The organism is Kitasatospora sp. NPDC085464, assembly GCF_044541955.1.
Taxonomy (GTDB): Bacteria; Actinomycetota; Actinomycetes; order Streptomycetales; family Streptomycetaceae; genus Kitasatospora.
Genome location: NZ_JBITTM010000042.1, coordinates 24,509 through 46,683 on the forward strand (window position 1 = coordinate 24,509; position 22,175 = coordinate 46,683).

General features: G+C 76.6%; 20 protein-coding genes and 1 tRNA gene. 12 read left to right on the forward strand and 9 right to left on the reverse strand.

The annotated features are described in order from the left end of the window. Window positions 1–109 precede the first annotated feature (109 nt). The 4 genes from ACIGG8_RS31740 to ACIGG8_RS31755 all read right to left on the reverse strand — a co-directional run bounded on the left by ACIGG8_RS31740 (window position 110) and on the right by ACIGG8_RS31755 (window position 4,655). Window positions 110–2,116 (reverse strand): NHL repeat-containing protein, encoded by a 2,007-nt coding sequence (locus ACIGG8_RS31740; RefSeq protein WP_396552142.1) that lies wholly within the window; start codon window positions 2,114–2,116, stop codon window positions 110–112. 160 nt (window positions 2,117–2,276) lie between these two features. Further along, window positions 2,277–2,699: a heme-binding protein gene (locus ACIGG8_RS31745; protein WP_396552143.1), complete on the reverse strand. Its 423-nt coding sequence runs from the start codon at window positions 2,697–2,699 to the stop codon at window positions 2,277–2,279. A 50-nt stretch (window positions 2,700–2,749) separates the two neighbouring features. After that, entirely contained in the window at window positions 2,750–3,946 is a 1,197-nt protein-coding gene (locus ACIGG8_RS31750; protein ID WP_396552144.1) for an MFS transporter, read from the reverse strand. A 241-nt stretch (window positions 3,947–4,187) separates the two neighbouring features. Then, window positions 4,188–4,655, reverse strand: coding sequence for a MarR family winged helix-turn-helix transcriptional regulator (locus ACIGG8_RS31755; protein ID WP_396552145.1), 468 nt, complete (start codon window positions 4,653–4,655; stop codon window positions 4,188–4,190). Between the two features lie 308 nt (window positions 4,656–4,963). Here ACIGG8_RS31755 and ACIGG8_RS31760 point away from each other — a divergent pair, with 308 nt between their 5' ends. From ACIGG8_RS31760 to ACIGG8_RS31780, 5 genes are all read left to right on the forward strand, one after another. Continuing rightward, window positions 4,964–6,061, forward strand: a complete 1,098-nt coding sequence (locus tag ACIGG8_RS31760) for a chemotaxis protein (RefSeq protein ID WP_396552146.1) — start codon at window positions 4,964–4,966, stop codon at window positions 6,059–6,061. Between the two features lie 327 nt (window positions 6,062–6,388). Continuing rightward, window positions 6,389–7,726 (forward strand): NAD(P)/FAD-dependent oxidoreductase, encoded by a 1,338-nt coding sequence (locus tag ACIGG8_RS31765; protein WP_396552147.1) that lies wholly within the window; start codon window positions 6,389–6,391, stop codon window positions 7,724–7,726. 124 nt (window positions 7,727–7,850) lie between these two features. Continuing rightward, the gene (sigK, locus tag ACIGG8_RS31770) at window positions 7,851–8,621 is read left to right on the forward strand and encodes an ECF RNA polymerase sigma factor SigK (protein ID WP_396552148.1); all 771 of its coding nucleotides are present in this window, start codon (window positions 7,851–7,853) and stop codon (window positions 8,619–8,621) included. Beyond that, window positions 8,618–9,616: a MerR family transcriptional regulator gene (locus tag ACIGG8_RS31775; protein WP_396552149.1), complete on the forward strand. Its 999-nt coding sequence runs from the start codon at window positions 8,618–8,620 to the stop codon at window positions 9,614–9,616. The genes sigK and ACIGG8_RS31775 overlap by 4 nt, the downstream gene beginning before the upstream one ends. Window positions 9,617–9,668: 52 nt before the next feature. After that, window positions 9,669–11,162 (forward strand): SDR family oxidoreductase, encoded by a 1,494-nt coding sequence (locus tag ACIGG8_RS31780; RefSeq protein WP_396552150.1) that lies wholly within the window; start codon window positions 9,669–9,671, stop codon window positions 11,160–11,162. A 45-nt stretch (window positions 11,163–11,207) separates the two neighbouring features. Here the strand turns inward: ACIGG8_RS31780 and ACIGG8_RS31785 are convergent, their stop codons facing one another. Then, on the reverse strand, window positions 11,208–11,537 hold the full coding sequence (locus ACIGG8_RS31785; protein ID WP_396552151.1) for a hypothetical protein: 330 nt from the start codon (window positions 11,535–11,537) through the stop codon (window positions 11,208–11,210). Between the two features lie 503 nt (window positions 11,538–12,040). On the opposite strand from ACIGG8_RS31785, the gene ACIGG8_RS31790 reads away from it, so the two are divergent. From ACIGG8_RS31790 to ACIGG8_RS31810, 5 genes are all read left to right on the forward strand, one after another. Then, on the forward strand, window positions 12,041–12,871 hold the full coding sequence (locus ACIGG8_RS31790) for a GNAT family N-acetyltransferase (RefSeq protein WP_396552152.1): 831 nt from the start codon (window positions 12,041–12,043) through the stop codon (window positions 12,869–12,871). Window positions 12,872–12,902: 31 nt separating this feature from the next. After that, window positions 12,903–13,127, forward strand: coding sequence for a translation initiation factor IF-1 (gene infA / locus ACIGG8_RS31795; RefSeq protein ID WP_350519557.1), 225 nt, complete (start codon window positions 12,903–12,905; stop codon window positions 13,125–13,127). Window positions 13,128–13,334: 207 nt separating this feature from the next. Continuing rightward, on the forward strand, window positions 13,335–14,414 hold the full coding sequence (locus ACIGG8_RS31800) for an alpha/beta fold hydrolase (RefSeq protein WP_396552153.1): 1,080 nt from the start codon (window positions 13,335–13,337) through the stop codon (window positions 14,412–14,414). A 147-nt stretch (window positions 14,415–14,561) separates the two neighbouring features. Continuing rightward, window positions 14,562–15,560, forward strand: coding sequence for a DUF4232 domain-containing protein (locus ACIGG8_RS31805; RefSeq protein ID WP_396552154.1), 999 nt, complete (start codon window positions 14,562–14,564; stop codon window positions 15,558–15,560). 287 nt (window positions 15,561–15,847) lie between these two features. Continuing rightward, a complete protein-coding gene (locus ACIGG8_RS31810) occupies window positions 15,848–16,183 on the forward strand; it encodes a hypothetical protein (RefSeq protein WP_396552155.1) in 336 nt (111 codons plus the stop codon). Between the two features lie 255 nt (window positions 16,184–16,438). Here ACIGG8_RS31810 and ACIGG8_RS31815 read toward each other — a convergent pair whose 3' ends face one another. Continuing rightward, on the reverse strand, window positions 16,439–17,437 hold the full coding sequence (locus tag ACIGG8_RS31815) for an AraC family transcriptional regulator (RefSeq protein ID WP_396552194.1): 999 nt from the start codon (window positions 17,435–17,437) through the stop codon (window positions 16,439–16,441). Between the two features lie 285 nt (window positions 17,438–17,722). Here ACIGG8_RS31815 and ACIGG8_RS31820 point away from each other — a divergent pair. Beyond that, window positions 17,723–17,791, forward strand: a tRNA-Glu gene (locus ACIGG8_RS31820). 62 nt (window positions 17,792–17,853) lie between these two features. On the opposite strand, the gene ACIGG8_RS31825 is transcribed toward ACIGG8_RS31820, so the two are convergent. The 3 genes from ACIGG8_RS31825 to ACIGG8_RS31835 all read right to left on the reverse strand — a co-directional run bounded on the left by ACIGG8_RS31825 (window position 17,854) and on the right by ACIGG8_RS31835 (window position 20,891). Continuing rightward, window positions 17,854–18,855, reverse strand: a complete 1,002-nt coding sequence (locus ACIGG8_RS31825) for a tyrosinase family protein (protein ID WP_396552156.1) — start codon at window positions 18,853–18,855, stop codon at window positions 17,854–17,856. 1 nt (window position 18,856) lies between these two features. After that, entirely contained in the window at window positions 18,857–19,201 is a 345-nt protein-coding gene (locus ACIGG8_RS31830; RefSeq protein WP_396552157.1) for a hypothetical protein, read from the reverse strand. A gap of 286 nt (window positions 19,202–19,487) precedes the next feature. After that, entirely contained in the window at window positions 19,488–20,891 is a 1,404-nt protein-coding gene (locus ACIGG8_RS31835) for a PLP-dependent aminotransferase family protein (RefSeq protein WP_396552158.1), read from the reverse strand. Between ACIGG8_RS31835 and ACIGG8_RS31840 the strand changes: the two genes are divergently transcribed. After that, entirely contained in the window at window positions 20,890–22,167 is a 1,278-nt protein-coding gene (locus ACIGG8_RS31840) for an aminotransferase class V-fold PLP-dependent enzyme (RefSeq protein WP_396552159.1), read from the forward strand. The two genes, ACIGG8_RS31835 and ACIGG8_RS31840, sit on opposite strands and share 2 nt — an antisense overlap. Window positions 22,168–22,175 lie beyond the last annotated feature (8 nt).

The following is a 22,175-nucleotide window of genomic DNA, read 5'->3' on the forward strand; positions in this document are numbered from 1 at the left end:
GTGTTCCCGGTGGGCCGTCCGGGTCACCGGTACCGGCGGGTAGTCGCCCCGACGGCCCCGGCCGTCGGTGGGGCGGACGGCCGGGGCGGGGGTGGTCAGGGCGGTGCGGTCAGGGCCGGGCGGGTCCGCCGAGCAGGGGTGTGCGCACGGGGGCGGCGGCGCCGATCAGGACGACGAGTTCGTGGCCGCCGGGGTTGGTCCGGACGGGCACGGTGCGCCAGTTGTTGGCCAGCCAGACGTTGCCGGAGGGGTCGATCTGCAGGCCGGTGTTGCGCTCCAGGCCGTCGCTCGGGTAGCCGGTGTCGGGCGGGGAGATCGGCTGGCCGGTGCGGTGGCCGGGCGGGCAGGCGGCGAGGTTGGTGCCGCACAGCCGGGCGACGCGGTGGCCGCCGAAGTTGGCGACCCAGACGGTGTCGTCCCCGTCGACGGCGACGCCCCAGGGCAGGAACAGGCCGCCGTCGGTGAAGGGTTCGGGGGCCGGGGTGCCGTCGGGCCCGATCAGGGTGACGGAGGCGCCGGGGCGCGGGCCGGTGTCGCCGCCGGTGGCGGCGGTGGCGAGGTCGTCGGCGGTGGTGTCCGCGCAGGGCACCGGCAGGATGCCGCTGTTGCTGACCCAGGTGTAGCCCTTGCTGTCGGTGGCGACGGCGAGCGGGCGGCGCAGGCCGCCGCCGGTGACGGTCCGCTCCACGGTGCCGTCGGGGGCCAGGACCTGGACGCTGTCGTTGCCGTTGCCGCTGACCCACAGCCGTCCGGAGGGGTCGACGGCGGCGCCGAAGGGCTTGCTGAGGGCGGGGGTGGGCACCTCCCGGGCGCGGGTGGCGTCGCCGTCGGGGATCCGGGTCACGCTGTCGCCGCCGCAGTTGGCGACCCAGACGGTGCCGGCGCGGTCGGCGGCCATGCCCTGGGGCTGGGCGATGCCGCCGGCGCGCCAGCCCCGGCGGGGGGAGAGCGGGATGCCGTCGGGGGCGAACTGCGAGACGCTGCGTTCGAGTTCGGTCGGGTCGACGGTGCAGCCGTGGCCCTGGAAGCCGAAGTTGCCGATCCAGGCGCTGCCCCGGGCGTCGACGGTGATGCCGAAGCCCGCGCCGTACAGGCCGCCGCCGCGGTAGGGCGCGCCGGGGGCGTCGTGGCCGGTGGGGGTGAACTTGAGCACGGTGCGGCCGCCGCAGACCGGGACGGTGGGGTCGGCGTCGTACTCGTAGTTGTTGGTGACCCAGGCGTTGCCGTCGGCGTCGAAGGCGAGGTTGCCGGGGCCGTCGAGTTCGTGGCCGTTGCCGTCGTAGCGCAGGGCGACGGTCCAGGCGTCGGGGGCGGCGGGCAGGGCGGGCCGGTAGGTGGGGGTGGTGGCGGCGAGGGCGAAGAGGTCGGCGGCGTTGTGGCCGGGGTCGTGGGCGATGTCGACGGCGGCGCGCAGGGTGTCGTGCGGCCGGTCGTGGCCGGGGCGGCGGGCGAGGTCGAACAGCTGGTCGCAGGCGCCGCCGGTGACGCAGGCGGCGAGCAGGTCGGCCAGGGTGTTGAACTCGGCCATGGTGGAGGTGAGGGCGCCGTTGGGCGGGGTGGCGAGCGGGGCGGCGATGTCGCCGGTGGCGGTGTCGGCCAGGTTGTGGGCGACGGCGGCGGCGTTCTGCAGGCCGGGGTGGGGGCCGGAGACGCCGTCCGGGCCGGTGAAGCGGGCCAGGGCGTAGGCCACGGCGACGGTGGTGCGCTCGTTGACGACGAGTTCGGGCGGGGCGTCGGCCCCGCTGAGCACGGCGGCGAGGGTCACGGGCCCGTCCGGCGGCGTCCCGTTCGGCGCGGTGCGGTCCCGGGGGCGGCCGAGGTCGGCGAGCACGTAGAGCACGGCGCGCGGGTCGTGCGGGCGGCGGTAGTCGAGGGTGAAGCGTCCGTCCTGGGCGCTGCGGGTGCGGGCCAGCACCCGCGGTGCGGCGCCCTCGCCGTCCCCGGCCTGGTAGAGCGTCACCTCGGCGCCGCCGAGCGGGGTGTCGCCGCTGTGGACCACCCCGCACTGGTCGGCGGGCTCCCACCCGGCGGGGGCGGGGGCCGCCGCGTGGGAGGGGCCGGCGGCGAGTTGGGCCAGGAGGGCGGCGGTCAGCAGGACGCCGTGGCGTCGGCGCATGGGGGCTCCGTTCGGTCGCAGGGGCGCGGCGGCCCCCGCCCACCGGGGGCGGGGGCCGCCGTCGTCCTCCTGCCTGCCACATCCGCGGGCCGCCCGCGTGCGACCGGCCGGGGGCGCGGCGGAAATTGCCCGGTACGGGCGAGGCGCCGGAGCCGGGGCGTCAGCCGAGCCGGGCCAGGGCGGCGGCGGCGAAGGCGTGGTCCTGCTCGGGGGCGCCGCCGCCGACGCCGATGGCGCCGATCAGGCGGCCGTCGCGGCGCACGGGGATGCCGCCGGCGATGAACAGCAGGGGGCGGTCCAGCGCGGTGGACAGCGAGTGGAACGGGCCGTCGGGCTTGACCAGGTCGACCAGGTCGGCGGTCGGGGCGTCCAGCTGGAGGGCGGTGTAGGCCTTGCGGGTGCTGGTCTCGCCGGCGATCAGCACGGCGCGGTCGTCGCGGCGGAAGGCGAGCAGGTGCCCGCCCGCGTCCAGGGCGGTGATGCCGACCGCTACCCCGGCCGCGTCGGCGGCGGCGCGGGCGGCGGCGACGAGGGTCTCGGCGTCGGTGATGGTCAGCGGGGCGACGGCGGTGGTGGTGCTCATGACGGTGCGTTCTCCGGGGGGAAGCGGAAGGGGGGAGAGGGGAGGGGTGGTCAGTGGTGGACGGGAACGGGGGCCGCGGCGGTGGCGGGGGCCTGCGGCGCGGGGGCGCGGCGCTCCAGGGCGGCGGACCAGAAGGCGAGGACGAGCGCGGCGGCGGCGAGGGCGGCGCCGACCCAGTTCGGGGCGGTGTAGCCGAGTCCGGCGGAGATGACGATCCCGCCGAGCCAGGCGGCCAGCGCGTTGCCGAGGTTGAACGCCCCGATGTTGACGGCCGAGGCCAGGGTGGGCGCGCCGTGGGCCTGGTCCAGGACCCGCTTCTGCAGCGGGGGGACGGTGGCGAAGCCGAGGGCGCCGACGAGCAGGACGGTGACGGCGGCGAGGACCTTGCTGTGCGCGGTGAGGGTGAACAGCGCCAGCACGACCGCCAGGCCGCCGAGGGTGGTGTATAGCATCGGCATCAGCCTGCGGTCGGCGAACCTGCCGCCGAGCAGGTTGCCGAGGAACATGCCGACGCCGAGCAGCACCAGCAGCCAGGTGACCGCGCCCTCGGAGTAGCCGGCGACTCCGGTCATCATCGGCGCGATGTAGGTGATCGCGGCGAAGACGCCGCCGAAGCCGAGCACGGTCATCGCCATCGCGAGCAGCACCTGGGGGTTGCGGAAGGCGGTCAGCTCGCGGCGCAGGTGGGCGCCCTCGGGGCGGGGCATGGCGGGCACCAGCCTGGCGATGCCGAGCAGGCCGAGCACGCCGAGCACGGCGACGATGCCGAAGGTGGCGCGCCAGCCGACGGCCTGGCCGACGAAGGTGCCCGCCGGCACGCCGACGATGTTGGCGACGGTCAGCCCGGTGAACATGGTGGCGATGGCGCCGGCCTTCTTCTGGGGGGCGACCAGGTCGGCGGCGACGACGGAGCCGATGCCGAAGAAGGCGCCGTGGGCCAGCGAGGTGACGATGCGCCCCGCCAGCATCAGCGGGAAGGTCGGCGCGACCGCGGAGAGCAGGTTGCCGACGACGAACAGGCCCATCAGCAGCATCAGCATCGTCTTGCGGTTGATCCTGGTGCCGAGCACCGTCATCAGCGGTGCGCCGACGACGACGCCGAGGGCGTAGCCGGTGACCAGCAGGCCCGCGCCGGGGATGGAGACACCGTAGTCGTCGGCGATCAGGGGCAGCAGGCCCATGATCACGAACTCGGTGGTCCCGATCCCGAACGCGCCGATGGCGAGGGCGAGGAGAGCGAGAGGCATGGCCGTCCCTTCTGAGATTGCTTGAACGGGCGCCTAGCGTGCTTTCACAATAGTTGCAGACGCGCGATAAGTGCAAGCGAAGGTAACGGGCATGCGCCATGGAGTCGGCGGAGGCGTCAGTAGGGCGCGGGCGGGGTGCCGGGCGGGGGAACGCGAACGGCCCGACGCCTCCGTGCCGCCGTGCGGCGGGGAGGGGTCGGGCCCGGTGGGGGAGCGGGGGCGGCCGGCGGGCCGCCCGGGGTCAGCGGCGGGGCGAGGCGGCGTCCACGGCCTCGACCGCCCTGACCAGCGAGGCCAGTTCGGGGTTCCTGGCGGCCTCGTCGAGCGCCTCCCGCAGGGCGGCGTCATTGGTCGGCCGGGCCTCCTCCAGGAGCTTCAGGCCGTCCTCGCTCACGTTGGTGTAGATCCCGCGGCGGTCGGTCGGGCACAGGTAGCGCGCCAGCAGGCCGCGGTCCTCCAGCCGGGTGACCAGGCGGGTCGTGGCGCTCTGGCTGAGCACCACGGCGTCGGCGACCTGCTTCATCTGCAGGTGCCCGCCCTCGCCGTCGTGCTGACGGCTGAGCACGTCGAGCAGCGAGTACTCCCGCACGCTCAGGTCGTGCCCGGACTGCAGGGCGCGCTCGATGTGCGACTCGATCCTGCCGTGCAGGAGGGACAGGGCGCCCCAGCCGCTGGCGAGGGCGGTGAGCGCGGGGTCCGTGGCGGTCATGGGGCCCGGCCTCCTTCCCGAGGGGGTAGCGGTACCAGGATAAGCCATGGCGAAAAATATCGGCTAGAGCAGATATAGCGCTTGTGCAAGTAGCTGGGTTCCGGTCGGCGGCTCCGTCCGGCCGCTCCGCCCGGCGCCCCCGGGCCGGCCTCCGCCCGCCGGTGCGCACGCCGGTGCACCCGCCGGTGCGCGCGCCGGGAAAGTCGCAGATCGGTACATTGATGGACATTCAGGAGCAGCGCCAGGCTTCGCGCGGTCACGCGCGGAAGCACGCACAGAAGGCCGAACCGCCTTCGGAAAGGGTCTCCATGCACCCCGCCCTCAGCCCCGCCGTCCTCGCCGAGCTGCGCCGGCCCCGTCCCTACCCGGCGGTGTCGATCCTGATGCCCACCCACCGCCGGGAACCGGACAACACGCAGGACCCGGTCCGGCTGCGCAACCTGCTGGCCGAGGCGAAGGAGAAGGTCCAGGCCGACCCCGAGGTCTCCCGCGCCGAGCGGATCGACGTGCTGGAGCAGCTCGACCGGGCCATGGCCGAGGTCGACCTGGTGCACGCCGAGGACGGCCTGGCGATCCTCGCCGCACCCGGCGAGCACCAGGTCTGGTCACTCGGGCGCAGTGCCCCCGCGCGGGTGGTCCTGTCCGACACCTTCCTCACCCGCAACCTGGTCGCCGCGCACACCGCCGAGCGCCCCCACTGGGTGGTCGCGATCGCCGCCGACCGGGTGGCGCTGTGGGGCGGCACCCGGGAGCGGGTCACCGAGGAGACCGGCGACGGCTTCCCGCTGGTGCGCGTCTTCGACAACCCCGACCCGGAGCGGCAGGAGCAGATCGGCGACACGCCCAGCACCTTCCGCGACGAGGAGACCAAGACCTTCCTGCGGCAGGCCGACACCGGGATCGGCAAGGTGCTCGCCGCGGACCCGCGCCCGCTGTACGTGGTCGGCGAGGCCGCCGCGCTCGCCCTGCTGGACGCCGTCGGCCCGATCGCCCAGCAGGCCACCGCCCAGATCCCGCACGGCGGCCTCGCCCAGGCCGACGCCGAGACCGTGCGCCGGGTCGTCGACCCCGCCGTGCGCGCCCGGGCCGAGCAGGAGGTCGCCGACGCCCTCGCCCAGCTCGACAAGGCCCGCGGCGGCAAGGGGTTCGCCGCCGGCCTGGACGAGGTCTGGCAGGCCGCCGGCCAGGGCCGGGTCGAACGGCTGGTCGTGGAGGAGAACTACCGCACCACCGTCCGCGACGACGGCGACCACCTCGTCCCCGCCGAGGCCGACCAGACCGGCGCCCGCGAGGACATCGTCGACGAGGTCATCGAGCGCGCCCTCGACACCGGCGCCACGGTCAGCTTCGTCCCCGACGACACCCTCGCCGACAGCGGCCGGATCGCCGCCGCCCTGCGCTACTGACCCCACCACCCGGACCACCCGAACCGCCCCCGTCACCCGGACCACCCGACCGATCCCGACCCGCCCCGACCGCGGCCGCCCGCCGGAACCCCTCCGACGGGCGGCCGCGGCGCGTCCGCACGGCCGACGCGCCGTCACCCCTCCCACCGCGCCCGCCCGATCCGCCGCCAATCCGCGGTCCCGCCCGCTCCGAACACCGGATGCGGCCCCCACGGGCGCCGCCCGGCCGGCCGTACGCGCCGCACACGCCGCACGCACGTACGACCCGCACCGCACCGCACCGCACGAACCGCACCGCACGCCGCACCGGGCCGGGAGGGAACCCCGTTGACCACACCCACGACCGCACCACCCGCCGCCCGGCGCGCCCCGCGCGCCCCGCGCACCCCCGGAGGCCGCCGCATCGCCGTCATCGGCGCGGGCGTGGCCGGCCTCACCGCGGCCTGGGAACTACGGCGCGCCGGCGCCGACGTCGAACTCTTCGAAGCCGACACCCGCCTCGGCGGCCACGCCCGCACCCAGCGCGTCACCGCCCCCGACGGCCGCGAACTCGCCCTGGACACCGGCTTCCTGGTCCACGACGCGCCCACCTCCCCGCACCTGGCCCGACTGCTGCGCGACCTCGGCGTCCCCACCCGGGACGCCGACCCGAGCATCTCCGTGCACTGCGAGGGCTGCGGCCTCGAATACGCCGGCGCCGACGGCCCGGCCGCCCTCCTCGCCCTCCCCGACCCCCCGCTGCGCCACCGCTACCTGCGCCTGCTCGCCGACATCCCGCGCTTCCGGCGCCGCGCCCGCCGCCTGCTCGCCGACCCCGGCGCCGGGGACCCGACCCTGCGCGACTTCCTCCTGGACGAGTGCTTCTCCGGCTACTTCCTCCACCACTACCTGATCCCCCTCACCGCCGCGGCCCCGCCCGGCGCCCCCGAGCCGTCCGGCGACCACCCCGCCCGCCACCTGTTCGCCTTCCTGGACCACCACGGCCTGCTCTCGGACGACGGCCCGCCGCCCCGGCGCACCGTCACCGGCGGCTCCGCCGCCTACGTGCGGCGGATCGCCGAACGCCTCACCGCCGTCCACCGCCACACCCCCGTACGGGCCGTCCACCGCCACCTCGACGGCGTCACCCTCACCACCGGCGACGGCCGCCGCGCCGAGGCCGACGCCGTCGTCGTCGCCACCCACGCCGACCAGGCCCTGCGCCTGCTCGCCGACCCCACCCGCACCGAACGCGAGGTCCTCGCGGCCTTCCAGCACACCCGCACCCCCACCGTCCTGCACCACGACGCCTCCGTGCTGCCCCACGCCCGGTGGGCCCGCGGCTCCTGGAACTACCGCATGCCGCACTGCACCGCCCCGGCCGGCGCCGCGCGGATCAGCCACCACCTCAACCGGCTGCTGCACCTGGACGCGGGCGAGGACTACCTGCTCACCCGCAACGAGCCGCCCCACGACCCCGTCCCCGAGCACCTGGTGATCTCCCGCACCGTCCACGAGCACCCCGTCCACACCGCCGAGAGCGTCGCCGCCCAGCACCTGCTGCCCCGGCTCACCACCGGCCGCACCGCCTTCGCCGGGGCCCACCACGGCTGGGGCTCCCACGAGGACGGCTGCCGCTCCGGCCTCGCCGCCGCCCGCGCCCTGCTCGGAGCGGCCGCCCCCTGACACCCGCCCGGCCCGGGGCGCGGGCGTGCCCCGGCGCTCCCAGGGCCACCACCGCCGCCGCGCAGAAACGCTGCGAAAGCGATGCGAATACCGGCCCGGACCGCTGCTGCGGGACGGTCGGAAGGTGCAGGCGACGATCGAGCGGCCGCCCGGCGAGCCCGCCCCCGAGACGCCCGCCCCCGAAACACCCGGCGCCCGGGTGTCGACCCCCGAGGCACCCGGCGCCGGGCCACCGGACGACCGGCGGGCCGGGCTGCGCGGGCTGATGGCCCGCACCGCCCGCGGCGACGAGCGGGCGTTCGAGCACCTCCACGGCGCCACCGCCGCAGCCGTCCTCGCCCTGGTGCTGCGGGTGCTGCGCGACCCCGCCCAGGCCGAGGAGGTGGCCCAGGAGGTGTTCTGGCAGGTGTGGCGGGAGGCGCCGCGCTACCGCCCCGAGCGCGGCGAGGTCCTGCCCTGGCTGCTCACCCTGGCCCACCGGCGCGCCGTCGACCGCGTCCGCTCCGTCCGGGCCGCCGTCGCCCGCGACCGCGCCGCCGCCGTGCGCGCCTACACCCCGGACTTCGACGTGGTCGCCGACCACGTCGAGGGCAGCCTGGAGCGCGACCGCGTGCGGCGCGCGCTGGCCGAGCTGAGCGACGTCCAGCGCGAGTGCCTGCTCCTGGTCTACTTCGGCGGCTGCACCCAGGCCCAGGCCGCCGCCCGGATCGGGGTACCGCTGGGCACCGTCAAGACCCGCATCCGCGACGCCCTGCGGCACCTGCGCGGCCACCTCGGCGAAGCCCCCGGGACGCCCGAAGCCCCCGGGACCCCCGGCGCGCCCGAGGCCCCGTCCCGCCGGTACGCGCGTCCACCCGGCGCCGCGCCGCGCCCCGCCGTAGGCTCACGGCCGTGACCGCCCCCGCCGCCGAGGCCGCCGCCGCACTGACCACCGGGGCCCTCGCCCGCCGCCTCGGCGTCTCGCCCACCACCATCCGTTCCTGGGAGAGCCGCTACGGCATCGGCCCCGCCCGCCGCGCCCCCGGACGCCACCGCCGGTGGGAGCCGCAGGACGTGGCCGTGCTGGAGGAGATGTGCCGCCTCACCGCCCGCGGCACCGCCCCCGCCGAAGCCGCCCGCCTCGCCCTGGCCGCCCGCACCGCACCGGCCGCACCGGTCACCCCGGCCGCCCGCACCGCCCCCGCCCGGGCCCGGGGCCTGCCGCCCCGCCCGTCCCCGACCGTGCCCGCCCCCGGCGGAAACACCCTGCCGGTGGGTGCCGTCCGCCCCGAGTGCCGGGGCCTGGCCCGCGCCGCCGTCCGCCTCGACGCCCCCGAGATGGCCCGCATCCTGCGCCGCAGCATCGACGACCTCGGCACGGTCACCGCCTGGACCGAGGTCATGACCCCCGCCCTGCGGGCCGCCGGACGCAAGTGGGCCGTCGAGGGCGAACGCTGCGTCGACGTGGAACACCTGCTGTCCTGGCACGTCTCCGCGGCCCTGCGCCGGGCGGCCGAACGGGAGGACCAGCCGCCGGGCCCGGCCGCACTGCTCGCCGGCATGCCCACCGAACTGCACGCCCTGCCCCTGGAGGCGCTCGCCGCGGGACTGGCCGAACGCGGCCTGCCGTTCCTCATGTTCGGCGCCGCCCTGCCCCCCGAGGCACTCATGGAGGCCGTGCACCGCACCGGCCCGCCCGCCGTCCTGCTCTGGTCCCAGGTCGCCCGCACCGCCGACCGGGCACTGGCCCACCGCGTCGCCCGCACCACCTGGGGCCCCCGCGGCGCGCGCACCGGGCCCGTCGTGCTGGCCGCCGGCCCCGGCTGGGCCGGCCCCCGCCGCCCCCCGGGCACCCTGCGGCCCCGGGACCTCGCCGGCGCCCTCGACCAACTGGAACGATTGCTGCGCTGACGACGCGAAACCGTGGGGGGAGGCACAAGAGGAACGAGGAGAGGAGCGGACGGTGGACGAGCCCACCCCGACCGGGCGGCGCTGCCTGGTCACCGGAGCCACCGGCTACATCGGCGGACGCCTGGTGCCCGAACTCCTGGCCGCCGGATACCGGGTGCGCTGCCTGGCCCGCGACCCCGGGCGCCTGCGCGACCAGCCCTGGCGCGCCGAGGTGGAGGCCGCCGCCGGCGACGTCACCCGGCCCGAGACCCTCCCCGGCGCCCTCGACGGCGTCGACGTCGCCTACTACCTGGTCCACTCGCTCGGCACCGGCACCGACTTCGAGGCCACCGACCGGCACGCCGCCCGCGCCTTCGCCCGGGCCGCCGCCGCGGCCGGCGTCACCCGGATCGTCTACCTCAGCGGCCTGCTGCCCGCCGGCGTCCCCGAGGCCGCGCTCTCCCCGCACCTGCGCTCGCGCGCCGAGGTCGGCCGCCTGCTGCGCTCCGCCGGCGTCCCCACCGCCGAACTGCGGGCCGCGGTGATCATCGGCTCCGGCTCCGCCTCCTTCGAGATGCTCCGCTACCTCACCGAGCGCCTGCCCGTCATGGTCACCCCCCGCTGGGTCGACACCCGCATCCAGCCCGTCGCCGTCCGCGACGTGCTGGCCTACCTGGTCGCCGCCGCGGCCCTGCCGCCCGAGGTCGACCGGCCCTTCGACATCGGCGGACCGGACGTGCTGACGTACCGCCTGATGATGCACCGCTACGCCCGGGCGGCCGGCCTGCCCCGACGGGTGATCGTGCCCGTGCCCGTCCTGACCCCGGCGCTGTCCAGCCACTGGGTCGGCCTGGTCACCCCCGTGCCCGGCCCGCTCGCCCGCCCGCTGGTGGAGTCGCTGCGCCACGAGGTGGTCTGCCACGAGCACGACATCGCCCGCTGGATCCCCGACCCGCCCGCCGGCCTCACCGGCTTCGACCGCGCCGTCGACCTCGCCCTGCGCCGCATCCGCGACGCGCAGGTCACCACCCGCTGGTCCTCCGCCTCCCTGCCCGGCGCCCCCAGCGACCCGCTGCCCACCGACCCCGACTGGGCCGGCGGCAGCCTCTACCAGGACCTGCGCGAACGACGCGTGGCCGCCGACCCCGCCGCCGTGTGGCGGGTGGTCGAGGGCATCGGCGGCGACAACGGCTGGTACTCCCTGCCGGCGGCCTGGGCCCTGCGCGGCACCCTCGACCGCCTGGCCGGCGGCGTCGGCCTGCGCCGCGGCCGCCGCGACCGCCACCACCTGCGGGTCGGCGACGCCCTCGACTTCTGGCGGGTGGAGGAGATCGAGCCCGGCCGCCTGCTGCGCCTGCGCGCCGAGATGCGCCTGCCCGGCCTGGCCTGGCTCGAACTGCGGGTCGCCCCCGGCCGGGACGGCGGCTCGCTCTACCGCCAGCGCGCCCTGTTCCACCCGCACGGCCTGGCCGGCCACGCCTACTGGTGGGCGATGGCGCCCTTCCACGGCCTGGTCTTCGGCGCGATGGCCCGCAACATCACCGACCGCGCCAGCCGCCCCGCCTGACCCGGGCCGCCCCGCCCGGACGGGGGAGCCGGGCCGCCCCGCCGCTCACCCGCCGGCGGCGGCCATTCCGGCCGGCACCCCGGCGGCCGCCCCGGCGGGCACTCCGGCGGGCCGGGGGGAGGGGGCCTGCGGGGCCGGGCCGTCGTCGGGGGAGGACGGCTCCAGGGCGACGTCGAGCACGTCGACCATCCGGCGCAGCTTCTGCTGGACGCGCACGGCCTCGGGCCCCGGGACGCGGACGACGGCCCGCGCCGAGGCCGGCGCCACGGCGCTGAAGGCGAGGTCCAGGACCCGGTGGTTGTTGAGGGTGGAGGCGAGCCGGGCGAGCGTCCCGGTGGTGGGGCGCAGGGTGACGGTGAGCCGGGTGTGTTCCATGGCGACGGTCCTGTCTGTGGGTGGGACTGGCGGGCCGGAAAAACAGAAAGACCCCTCGCGGAGCGCGAGAGGTCTGCGTGCGGGCGGTGGGCCGGGGAGGGTCACTCCTCCCGGCGCGGTGCCGGCACGCGGCCGCTGGTAATCAGCTGCTGCTGCATGCCCCGCATGCTGGCAGAAAGCCGCCGGGACGGGACGGGGCGTCTCAGACTGCGGGACGCGGGCGGGGCGCCCGGCCCGCCCGGCCCGCCCGGTCCGTCAACCGGTCCGTCAACCGGTCCGTCAACCGGTCCGTCAACCGGTCCGTCAACCGGCCCGGCCGGTAAATCGGTTGGCCGGGCGCGCCGCCGGCTGCTACCGTCTGCGCAGCCGTGTAGAGAACGCAAGGAGGTGACACCCATGAAGGCTGTATCCGTGTGGGTGCTCCTCCTTTCCGCCACGGCGGGCGATTGACGCAGGTGTCGCCCGGGAGCGCCTCAGACCAGGCACTCCCGAGAGGCAACACCATGAACGCTTCGCATTCCCCCTGTTCCCAGCAGTCCCCGCAGCCCCCGCACGGCTCCCCGGGCACCGACGACCCCGCGGTCGTGGTCACCCGGATCTCGGACACCGCGTGGCAGGCCGTCCAGGACGACCGCGTGGTCGGCTCCGGCGACGCCTCGCGCCGCCCCGACGGACGGCTGTTCGTCAGCGCCGACGCCTGGCACGGCGCGGTCTTCGACCGCCTCGTCGCCGCGATGGCCGCCGACCTGCCGGAACCGCTGCACACCGTCACCGACGAGACCGACCACGACACCACGGCCGCCTGGCAGCGGGCCGGCTTCACGACCGTACGCCGCGAGTGGGGCTACCTCCTGCCCACCGACCCGCAGGCCACCGGCCTCGGCCCGGTACGGCCCCCGGCGGGCGTGACGATCGTGCCCGCCGGCGAGGCCGAGGAGGGCCCGCTGCGCGCCCTGGACCGCGTCATCCACGCGGAGGTCGAGGCCGGCATCGGCTGGCCGGCGATGCCGGCCCAGGTGCTGCCCTGCCCGGCGGGCACCACCGTGCTCGACCCCGCCCGCTACGCGGTGGCCCGCCGGGGCGACCACTACGTCGGGCTGCTGCGGGTGGCCCCGGTGCGCCGCCCGCGGATCGGACTGCTCGCCGTGCGCGCCGACCACCAGCGCCTCGGCATCGCCCGGGCCCTGCTGGCCCACGCACTGGAATCGATGCACCGCGGCGGCACCACCGCGGCCTGGGCCGACGTGGCGGAGTCCAACACGGCCGCCACCGCCCTGGTCGAGGGCATCGGCGCCCGCCGCGCGGGTGCCACCCTCGAACTCGTCCGCCACTGACGCCCCACCATCGAACGGAGAGGTGAGAGACATGACCAAGACAACGAACGGCATCGAAGTCGAAGGCACCGTCATCGAGTGCCTGCGCAATGCCAACTTCAAGGTGGAACTCCCCAACGGGCACGTCGTGCTCGCCCACATCAGCGGCAAGGTCCGCAAGAACCACATCAAGATCCTCCCGCACGACCGGGTCCTGGTGGAGCTCAGCCCCTACGACCTCACCCGCGGCCGGATCCGCTACCGCTACCGGTCATAGCCGTCGCACCGGCGCGCGGGGCGGCCCGCGCGCCCTCCCGCGATCCTCGGCGCGCCCCGGGGCGGTGCAGTCATCCGTCCGTCACCCGTGCGGTGACCGGGCGTCAAGTGACCGATGTGCGTGATCGCCGGTCGGGGCCACAGTGGGTGGTGCCGGCCGCCGGTCCGCGCGGCCGGCCCACGCGAGCTGCACCACGGAGGAACGAGCATGATCGACAGGCGCACCTTCACCAGGGCCGTCGGGCTCGGGGCGGGCGCGGGCGCGCTGTCCCTGGCCGCCCTTCCGGCGTCCGCGGAGGCCGCTCCCGTCGCCCCCACCGGCCCTGCTCCCGCTCCCGCCGCCCCCGCGCCGCAGGCCGGGCCGGCCGGTGCCGCCGGGCGGACCGGCTTCGCCCGGCTGGCGCAGGTCCGCGCCGGAGTGCTGGACATCGGCTACGCCGAGGACGGCCCGGCCGACGGCCCGGTGGTCATCTGCCTGCACGGCTGGCCGTACGACATCCACAGCTACGTCGACGTCGCCCCGCTGCTCGCCGCGCAGGGCTACCGCGTCATCGTCCCCTACCTGCGCGGGCACGGCCCGACGCGCTTCCTGTCCGCCCGTACACCGCGCAACGCGCAGCAGGCGGCGGTCGCGGCGGACGTCGTCGCCCTGATGGACGCGCTGGGGATCGGACGGGCGGTGCTGGCCGGCTTCGACTGGGGCTCGCGCACCGCCGACATCGTCGCCGCGCTGTGGCCCGAGCGGGTCAGGGCGCTGGTGTCGGTCAGCGGGTACCTCGTCACCGACGTCGAGATGCAGAAGGAGCCGCTGGCGGCCGCCGCCGAGCACACCTGGTGGTACCAGTTCTACTTCGCCACCGAGCGCGGGCGCCTGGCCATGGAGGACCGGGACAAGCGGCGCGCCCTGTGCCGCCTGGTGTGGGAGACCGTCTCCCCGACCTGGGCCTTCGACGACGCCGTCTTCGAGCGCACCGCCGCCGCCTTCGACAACCCCGACTACGCGGCGATCGTCATCCACAACTACCGCTGGCGCCTGGGTCTGGCCGACGGCGAGCGCCGCTACGACCGGCTGGAGCAGCGGCTCGCCGCGCGGCCGCGCATCGCCGTTCCCACCGTCACCCTCGACGCCGGGCGCGACCCCTTCACCGCCCCCGGCGACGGCTCCGGCTACCGGCAGTACTTCACCGGCCCCTACCTCCACCGCACGCTCGCCGACGTCGGCCACAACCTGCCCCAGGAGGCGCCCGCCGACTTCGCCCGGGCGGTCCTCGACGCCGAGCGGCTCTGACGCGTCCCCCGGCCCTGCCGGAGCACAACGCCGAGGCCGGCTCCCCGGAACGCCCACGGGGAGCCGGCGGCGGCCATTGCAGACCTGTTGCACGGCGAGTGGCCCGGCTCACAGCCGTGCGGGTGCGAAGCGTGATCGACTCGGCCGATGCGCCAGTCCGAGAAGCCCGCCGCCGCACTGACGGCCCGTCGGCCCGCCGCGGCCCTCACCCTCGCCGCGGTCGCCGCCCTGCTCACCGGCTGCGGCTCCCAACCGGCCGGCTCCCACCCGGCCGCAGCCGCGGCGGCCGGAGCCGGCGCACCGACGGCATCCGGCGGCGCCGCGCCGTGCGCAACACCCCGGCCGACGCCCGCCGGCGGCACCCCGGCGCCCTCCCGGCCCGCCCGGGACGGGGTGCGGATCACCGCCGTCGGCGCGGCCTGCGCGCAGTACGAGGTGACCAACCCGAACGCCGAACCGTACGACGTCACCGTGGTGTTCAGCCGCTCCCCGGGGGCCGTCGGCGGCGCGCCGGAGAACGTGACCCGGACCGTCACGGCGCTCGCCCCCGGAGCCACCGCCGCCGGGCAGCTCGACCTCCCCGGCCCCACCCCACCCCGGCCCGGCACCACACCGCAGGTGGAGATCGTCAAGGTCCGCAGCGTGCCCAGCGCCGAGGCCCCGCAGCCCGGCGGCCCCTGCCCGCCCTCCGGCCTGCGGCTGTACGCCGACGACGGAGACGCCGCGATGGGCCTGCGCGCGGTCGGCCTGCACCTGCGCAACTGCGGCACCGCCACCGTGAACCTCGACGGCTACCCCGCACTGCAGCTGCTCGACGCCGAGCACCGGCCCGTCGACGGGGTGCGGCTGCTCTCCGGCGGCGCCGGGATCGCCACCGGCACCGGCGCCGACACCCCGCCGCAGAAGATCGCGCTGCGCCCCGGCGAAGGCGCCCGCGCCACCCTGGTGTGGCGCAACACCACCGGGGACGGCGCCCCGGTGAACGCCCCCTACGCCCGGGTCCGCGCCACCGCGGACGCGGCCCCGGTGACGGTCACCCCGGAACTCGACCTGGGCACCACCGGCCGCCTGGGCATCGGCGCCTGGGCCCGCGAGGACGCCGCAGCGCAGCCCCCCGCCACCAGGCCCCCGGCCGGGGCCGGCTGACCGGCCGCCCCCACCGGGCGCGGGAGGGGCCGCGGGCGGGGGCCGTTTCCGGCCGTTCCCGGGCCCGCCGGCGTGCCCCGTCCGTCCCGGGGGCACCGCCGCGCCCCAGGACTGCGGGGGAGCGGGGGAAAGAGCGCTGCCCCCGGGCGGTGCGGTGGGTTTCCCGCCGTCATGTGCGCGCGGGGCGGGCGGATCCCTAGAGTCGCCGCAGCGCCGACGGACACGGTCGGCGGCCCGGCGCGACGGCACGTCACCCCGGCCACTTCGACCCCGAGGGCGGACCCACCGTGAGCACCCGGACCAGGAGCAGGATCGTCGGCTTCCTCGTGACGGCGGCCGCCGCCGCGGCCCTGGGCGTCGCGGCCCCGGCCGCCCGGGCGCAGAGCGCCGCGCGGACCGCCGTGCTGAGCGTCAACTGCAGCACCGGCACGTTCGGCAGCGACGGCACCCAGCAGTACTTCACCATCTCCTGCTCGGCCACCGGCACCACCAAGTGGTGGGTGAACGTGAGCTGTTCGAACAACACCACGCGGACGGCCGGCCCGTACACGACCTTCCAGAACGTGCGGGTGTACTGCCCGCCGAACACCACCGCCCTGCGGGGCTGGGTCAGTTACGTCTGACCCGGCGCCGCTCCACGGCCGGGGGCCCGGCACGCTCCCCCGTGGCGTGCCGGGCCCCACGGTCCGTCGCGGTCCCGCGCGGGGCGGCCGGCGGCGGCACGCCGCCGGTGTCCACCCGTGGAGGATGCCAGGGCGCGGCGCGGCCGCGTTGGCGCTGCGTCGACAGTTCCTTGGCACTGCGTCGACGGCACTGTGTCGACTCGCCGGCCACCCGTCCGCCCGGCGGTTTCCCGGCCCCGTGGCTTCCCGGCTTCGCTACCCGCCCGCGCGCCCGGACAGCGCGCGGTGGCGGTGCTCGCTGGGGGAGAGCCCGTACGCGGCGCGGAAGGCCCGGCTGAGGTCGGAGGGGCGGGTGATGCCGCAGCGGGCGGCGACGGCGTGCACCGGCAGGGCACGCAGCGCCGGGTCCGCGAGGTCGCGGTGGGCCTTCTCCAGCCGCCGGCCGCGGATCCACGCGGCGACCGTCTCGCCCTGCGTGTGCTGGGTGAAGACGCGGTGGAGGTAGCTGACGGAGATGTGGTGCGCGGCGGCGATCACGGACGGCGTCAGCCCGGGGTCGTGGAGGTTGCGCCGGATGAAGGCGCGCACGTGCTCGACGATGGCGCGCCGGCGGGCGTCGTCGGGCACCGCCGCCTCGGCGTCCAGCTCCCGCGCCAGCCAGGCGGACACCAGGTCGACCACGACGGTCCCCAGCCGGGGCGCCTCGGCCGGTCCCAGGAGGGTGGCCTGCCGGTCCAGGCCGACGAGGAAGTCGGCGAGCAGGGCCGGGGTTCCCTCGCGCCGGGAGAAGCCGCGCCCCATCAGTTCGCGCGCGCGGTCGGGCGGCACCGGCAGCGCGGAGACGGGGAAGTCGACGCCCAGCGCCTCGACCCGGCGGGGCCCCCGGCCGCCGGTGCGCGCACCCAGGCCCCGGACGTCGTACGGCTGCGAGCTGTCGAGCGCGTACAGCTCGCCGGGGCCGAACACGGCCGTCGGGCCGCGGTCGTCGCGGGCCAGCGACAGACCGCCGTCGAGCACCAGGGTCAGGTGGTAGACCTCCGGGTCGGACCGCCGCACCCTGGCGGCGGTGCGCCGGAACCGCGCGGGCGGGAACGAGGACCTCAGCAGGGTCACCTGGCCCAGCTCCAGGCGCCGCATCTCCGCCTGGAAGTCGGCGGCGTGCGCACTGGTCATCTCGCTGTCCCGGGTCCGCCCGATCAGCTCCCGCCAGCAGTCGAACCGCTCCTTCGCGGGCACCTCCTCGCCCCGGAACACGCCCGCCGTCCCCGTGCCCGCCGTCCCCGCGCCCACGCTCCCGCTCCCTCCTGCGCGCCCGTCCTGCGGCCCGTCCGCGAGGCCCCCGGCCCGAGGGCACCGGGCCTCGTGGCGGCTGGCCCGAGCGTAAGGGGACGGTGACGGTGCGACGAGTGCGGGGTGGGCGGGGGAGGGCGGCCGGGAGGGGGTCCGGCCGCCGGTTTTCCTTTTCCGATCATGAGCTGGTAACTTCTTCCTCGTCAGCAGGACGAGATCGCGAAAGCGGTCGGGGTCCTGCCGGGACATGCGTCGGTGGTGCAGCGGTAGCACGCCCGCTTTCAGCGGGAGGGGTTCGTTCGATTCGGGCCCGGCGCTCCGAGGAGCAGGGGCGGAAGTCGTTTTCGACTTCCGCCCCTGCTCGTTGTGCGGGGGCCTTCTCACGGCAGCGCGTCGTAGCTGTAGACCGAGGAGATGTCGAGCACGGACCCGGGCGTCGCGGAGGGGCCGAGCGGGGAGACGATCGGGTCGCCGATCCGCTCGCCCCGGTAGGTGGCCGCGGGGAAGGTCATGTCGGGCGCGTAGAACCGGCCGTAGCGGTTCATCCAGCCCTCCCAGATCCGGTCGACGTTGCAGTGGTGCAGGAAGAACACCGGGTCGTTGGGCGAGGTGCCGGGCGCCATGTCGCCGCCGATCCAGACGTGGACCTGGTTGTGCATGTGGACCGGGCGGACGGGATCGCGCGGGATCCAGCCTTCGAGCAGGTTGCGGAAGCCCCGGGAGGAGGAGTCGAAGCCGGGGGTGTCGTAGCGGTCGGTCGGGTGGGCGGCGGGCGCCGCGGGCTGGTAGGCGAGCGTGCTCTTGACCTCGTCGCCGGTCGGCAGGGTGGGCCAGTCGGTGGCGAAGGAGCGGCGCAGGCCGCGCGGCGGGTCGCTCTGGACGGGCATCCCGTCGAGGTCGCTCTCGATGCGGACGGCGAAGGCGGCCGGATCGTCCGGGCGGTGGGCGAACGCGCCGGTGGAGACCGGGTCGCCGTCGCCGCCGAGGTAGGCCGCGGTGAAGACGGTGGCGTCCTTGGGCGAGCCGAGGTCGCCGTCGGCGGACCAGTCCCAGTAGGGGAGGGCGAAGTCGGGCTTGCCCAGGATCTGCTGGATCCTGGTCTCCAGCAGGCCGAGCATCACGCGGTGCCACGGCAGGAAGACCGGTCCGCGGTGGGCGGCGTTGCGCTTGCGGGGGCTGCCGCCCGGCGGGATGGGGGTCATCATCGTCCAGCAGTGCCAGATCACGAACTGGTCGTAGGTGAACACCGGTGCGGAGGGCCCGGGGACGCCGAGTCGGTCGGTGGTGAAGGCCGTCCGCTCCTGCTTGAGCGCGAGGACGCCCGCGAGGTAGTCGTCGCGCGCGGTCGCGTCGGCGAGGATGTTCTTCCGGACGACGGGCATCTCAGCGGCCCTCCCGGAAGCGGCCCGGGAAGTGGCGGATCAGCGCCTTCACGGTGTCCACCGCGGAGTAGAACTGGTAGGCGGGCAGGCCGTGGCAGGACAGCACGCCGTCGTCGTCCACGTCGAGCCCGGCGGGCAGCGGGCGGTCGTCCACGGTGATGTCGTAGGTGGTGACGACCCTGATCCGGTGGCCCTCGTACTCCGCGGTGCGGACGGAGGAGGAACGGCCGGGGTGGTGGTCGGTGCCCATGTGGCCGGGGGCGGGGGCGATGCCCGCGAGGTAGGTGCCGAAGGTGTGCGGGTCGGCTGCGGCGGCCAGGTCGGCCGGGGTGAGGCTCGGGTCCATGTCTGCGTCCCGGGGTCGCGTCGGCGGCGCGCCGCCGGACTGCGGGCGCCGTCCGTCTCCCACCTTCCCGCCGCGGCCGGGCCCGTGCAGCTCGGCGGGCCGGCGGGCACGCAGCGCGACGGGGCGGCCGGTCAGGAGCGCCGGGGTGTACGGACGGTGACCCCGCCCCGGCCCGGCTGCCCCGGTCCGCCCGCCCCCGGTCCGCCCGCCCCCGGCCCGGACGGCGGGTCAGCCGGGTGCGGGTGGGCCGGTGCGGGCGGCCGGGTGCGGACCGGCCGGGCGCGGGTCAGTTCGCGCGGGTGGCGGCGGCCAGGCGGGCGGCGGCCTCGGCGAGTTCGGCGGGCTCGGCCGCGGCGGCGAAGCCGAGGCGCAGGTGGGCCGCGGGCGGCTCGGCCGGGAAGTGCGGCCGGCCGGGGTTGACGGACACCCCGTGGGCCGGGGCCGTGCTCGTGACGTCCGCCTCCGAGAGGTGGGCGGGCAGCCGCAGCCACAGGTGCAGGCCGCCCTCCGGGACCCGGTGGAGCGTCCAGTCGGGCAGCTCGCGGGCCAGCGCGTCGGCCAGCACGGCGCAGCGCTGCTGCAGCGCGCCCGACAGGGTGCGCAGGTGGCGCTCCCACGCGGGGGTGCTGAGCAGCTCGACGGCCGCCTCCTGCAGCGGGCGGGCGATGAAGAAGTCGTCGACGCGCCGCATCCCGAGCAGCCGCCGCATGACCGGCCCCCGGGCGATGACGGCGCCGATCCGCAGGCTGGGCGAGGCGGGCTTGGTCAGCGAGCCGAGGTGGACGACGGTGCCGTCGCCGTCGTCGGCGACCAGCGGGCGCGGCACGAGCCCGCCGTGGCCGAGCAGCCGGGCGAAGTCGTCCTCGACCAGGAAGGCCCCGGCGGCGCGCGCCACGTCCACGACCTGCCGGCGCCGCTCGGGGGCGAGGACGGTGCCGGTGGGGTTGTGGAAGGTGGGCTGGCAGTAGAGCAGGCGGGCGCCGGTCATCGCGAAGGCGTCGGCGAGCAGGTCCGGGCGCAGCCCCCGGTCGTCCATCGGCACGGGCACCGGGCGCAGCCCCGCGGAGCGCGCCGCGGCCAGCGCGCCGGGGTAGGTCGGCGACTCGACCAGCACCGGGTCGCCCGGTGCGGCGACGGCGCGGAACAGCATGGACAGCGCCCCCTGCCCGCCGCCGGTGACCAGGACGTCCTCGGGGCCGACGTCGCCGCCCACCTGCCGGGCGAAGAGCGTGCGCAGCGTCGACAGGCCCGCCGCCGGGGCGCGGTGCCAGGCGTCCGGTCGGCGGGCCGCCCGGGCCAGGGCGCCGCCGAGCAGCCGGGTGGGCTGCAGGCTCTCGTGCAGGTACCCGCCGGACAGCGCGACGGTGCCGGGCGGCAGGCGCTCCGGCTGCTCGTCGGGCGCGGCCGGCGGGACGTGACGGCCCGCCAGGGCCACCTCCTGCCAGGAGGTGTCCGGCTCGCCGCCGGCCGGGCGGGGCCGGCGCGCGGCGACGTAGGTGCCGCTGCCGGGGCGGGTGACCACCGCGCCCTCGGCGGCCAGCAGGGCGATGGCGCGGGAGACCGTGACCGGGCCGACGCCGTGACGGGCGATCAGGTCCCGGCTGCTGGGCAGGCGGTCGCCGGGGGACAGGCGGGCGACCTCGCTCCGGAGGATCGCCACCAGCGTCTCGATACTGCTACCGTCAGACATGAAGGATGACAATAGCGCTTTCGTCGGAAGTCCGGAACCGCTCCCCGGAAGTCCGGAACCGCTCCCCGGCAGTGCGGACCCCCTCCTCGACATCGCCGCCCTGCGGGCCGACACCCCCGGCTGCGAGACCGTGATCCACTTCAACAACGCCGGCTGCGGACTGACGGCCCGTCCGGTCCTGCAGGCGATGCTCGACCACCTGCACCTGGAAGCGGCCCTCGGCGGCTACGAGGCCGCCGCCGCCCGCGCCGCCGAGACCGCCGACTTCCACGCCTCGCTCGCCGAACTCCTGAACACCCGCCCCGCCAACATCGCCTTCGCCGCCAGCGCGACCCACGCCTACAGCAAGGCCCTGTCCTCGATCGACTTCCGCCCCGGCGACACCGTCCTCACCACCCGCAACGACTTCGTCTCCAACCAGATCGCCTTCCTCTCCCTGCGCAAGCGCCACGGCGTGAAGATCGTGCACGCCCCCGACCACGCCGACGGCAGCGGCGTCGACGTCGACGCCATGGCCGCGCTGATGCGCACCCACCGACCCCGCCTGGTCGCCGCCACCCACGTGCCCACCAACTCCGGACTCGTCCAGCCGGTCGCCGAGATCGGCCGCCACTGCCGCGAACTCGACCTCCTCTACCTCGTCGACGCCTGCCAGTCCGTCGGCCAACTCCCCGTCGACGTCCAGGAGATCGGCTGCGACCTGCTCACCGCCACCTGCCGCAAGTTCCTGCGCGGCCCGCGCGGCTCCGGCTTCCTCTACGTCTCCGACCGCGTCCTCACGGCCGGCCACGAACCGCTCCACATCGACATGCACGGCGCCCGCTGGGTCGCCCCCGGCCACTACCGGCCGGTCGACACCGCCGCCCGCTTCGAGGAATGGGAGTTCCCGTACGCCACCGTGCTCGGCTGCGCCGCCGCCGTCCGCTACGCCCTGCGGGTCGGGCCGCAGGCCGTCGCCCGGCGCACCCCCGCCCTGGCCGCGCGGCTGCGCGGGCACCTGGCCGCCCTGCCCGGCGTACGGACCCTCGACCGGGGGCCCGCCCCGGCCGCGCTGGTCACCTTCGCCGTCGAGGGCCGGCAGGCCGATCCGTTCAAGGCCGCCCTGGACGCCTGCGGCATCAACTCCGCCCTCAGCTACCGGGAGTTCGCCCAGTACGACTTCGCCGACAAGGAGGTGGAGTGGTGCCTGCGGCTGTCGCCGCACTACTACAACACCGAGGACGAGGTCGACGCGGTGGCCGCGGCCGTCGCCGAACTCGCCGGGAGCACCCGGTGACCGAGACC

What these genes read in the sequence shown, in the direction of transcription:
- ACIGG8_RS31740 (WP_396552142.1), bottom strand. Translation starts at nt 2,116, where the DNA reads ATGCGCCGACGCCACGGCGTCCTGCTGACCGCCGCCCTCCTGGCCCAA.
- ACIGG8_RS31745 (WP_396552143.1), bottom strand. Translation starts at nt 2,699, where the DNA reads ATGAGCACCACCACCGCCGTCGCCCCGCTGACCATCACCGACGCCGAG.
- ACIGG8_RS31750 (WP_396552144.1), bottom strand. Translation starts at nt 3,946, where the DNA reads ATGCCTCTCGCTCTCCTCGCCCTCGCCATCGGCGCGTTCGGGATCGGG.
- ACIGG8_RS31755 (WP_396552145.1), bottom strand. Translation starts at nt 4,655, where the DNA reads ATGACCGCCACGGACCCCGCGCTCACCGCCCTCGCCAGCGGCTGGGGC.
- ACIGG8_RS31760 (WP_396552146.1), top strand. Translation starts at nt 4,964, where the DNA reads ATGCACCCCGCCCTCAGCCCCGCCGTCCTCGCCGAGCTGCGCCGGCCC.
- ACIGG8_RS31785 (WP_396552151.1), bottom strand. Translation starts at nt 11,537, where the DNA reads ATGGAACACACCCGGCTCACCGTCACCCTGCGCCCCACCACCGGGACG.
- ACIGG8_RS31790 (WP_396552152.1), top strand. Translation starts at nt 12,041, where the DNA reads ATGAACGCTTCGCATTCCCCCTGTTCCCAGCAGTCCCCGCAGCCCCCG.
- infA (WP_350519557.1), top strand. Translation starts at nt 12,903, where the DNA reads ATGACCAAGACAACGAACGGCATCGAAGTCGAAGGCACCGTCATCGAG.
- ACIGG8_RS31800 (WP_396552153.1), top strand. Translation starts at nt 13,335, where the DNA reads ATGATCGACAGGCGCACCTTCACCAGGGCCGTCGGGCTCGGGGCGGGC.
- ACIGG8_RS31805 (WP_396552154.1), top strand. Translation starts at nt 14,562, where the DNA reads ATGCGCCAGTCCGAGAAGCCCGCCGCCGCACTGACGGCCCGTCGGCCC.
- ACIGG8_RS31825 (WP_396552156.1), bottom strand. Translation starts at nt 18,855, where the DNA reads ATGCCCGTCGTCCGGAAGAACATCCTCGCCGACGCGACCGCGCGCGAC.
- ACIGG8_RS31830 (WP_396552157.1), bottom strand. Translation starts at nt 19,201, where the DNA reads ATGGACCCGAGCCTCACCCCGGCCGACCTGGCCGCCGCAGCCGACCCG.
- ACIGG8_RS31840 (WP_396552159.1), top strand. Translation starts at nt 20,890, where the DNA reads ATGAAGGATGACAATAGCGCTTTCGTCGGAAGTCCGGAACCGCTCCCC.
- ACIGG8_RS31835 (WP_396552158.1), bottom strand. Translation starts at nt 20,891, where the DNA reads ATGTCTGACGGTAGCAGTATCGAGACGCTGGTGGCGATCCTCCGGAGC.